This window comes from Streptomyces sp. S6, assembly GCF_054880855.1.
On record NZ_JBTYMC010000654.1, the window covers coordinates 1 to 1,296 of the forward strand.

Annotated in this window: 1 protein-coding gene; it reads left to right on the forward strand. The window is 72.4% G+C overall.

What is annotated here, in order from left to right; translation table 11 throughout:
• The coding region (locus ACVNF4_RS36185; protein ID WP_461807057.1) for an acyl carrier protein at window positions 1–1,296 on the forward strand (1,296 nt) is incomplete at both ends.

The window sequence follows — 1,296 nt, forward strand, 5'->3', positions numbered from 1 at the left end:
GCGGCGTGCGCCCACTGACGGCCGAACGCGGCCTGGCCCTGCTCGACGCCGCCCGACGGCTCGACCAGGTCCAGGTGGTGGCCGCCGACATCACCGCCGCAGGCATCACCGCCGACGAACTGCCCCCGGTACTGCGTCACTTGGCCGGGCGCACCCGGCGGCGAGCGGCGGCGGACGACGGCGCACCCGCCCTGACCGCACGGCTGGCGGGACTGGACGCGGATGCCCGCGCCGAAATCGTCGTAGGCATCGTCCGTCATCACGTCGCCGCCGCCCTCGGCCACGCCTCCCCGGACGACGTGCCGGCGGACACCAACTTCGAAGGGCTCGGATTCACCTCCCTCACGGTGCTGGAACTGCGCAACCGGCTCGCGGCGGCGACCGGACTGCGCCTGCCGACCACACTGGCCTTCGACCATCCGACCCCACGGGCACTGGCCCGCTATCTGACCACGCGGCTCGACGGCGAGAAAGCCCAGGACGCTCCGACCCGAGCGGCCGTACGGGCAACCGATCCGATCGCGATCGTGTCGATGGCCTGCCGCTATCCGGGCGGGGTCCGTTCACCGGAGGACCTGTGGGACCTGGTGTCCTCGGGCCGGGACGCGATCGGCCCATTCCCGGCGAACCGGGGCTGGGACCTGGAACGGCTCTACGCCCCGGACCTCACCCAGCCCGGAGCCAGCGCCACCCACGAAGGCGGATTCCTTTACGACGCCGGGAAGTTCGACGCCGCGTTCTTCGGCATCAGCCCCCGCGAGGCGCTGGCCGCCGATCCGCAGCAACGGCTGATGCTCGAAGTTACTTGGGAGGCATTCGAACGCGCCGGCATCCCCCCGGGCTCGCTGGAGGGAACGTCCGCAGGCCTCTACGTCGGCGTCATGTACCACGATTACGCGAACGGCGCGGCCGACAACGACGCCAGGCTCGAAGGCTATGTGATGCCCGGCATGGGCAGCGCGATCTCCGGCCGGGTCGCCTACACCCTCGGACTGGAGGGTCCGGCGGTCACGGTCGACACGGCCTGCTCCTCCTCGCTGGTCGCCCTCCACCTCGCCTGCCACGCCCTACGGCAGGGCGAGTGCGACCTCGCGCTCGCGGGCGGCGTCACCGTGATGGCGACCTCCGGCCTCTTCCCGGGGTTCTCCCGACAACGCGGGCTGGCCCCGGACGGCCGCTGCAAGTCGTTCTCGGCCTCCGCCGACGGCACGGGGTGGGGCGAGGGCGTCGGCCTGCTGTTGCTGGAGCGGCTGTCGGACGCGCGGCGCAATGGCCACCGGGTGCTGGGACTGGTCC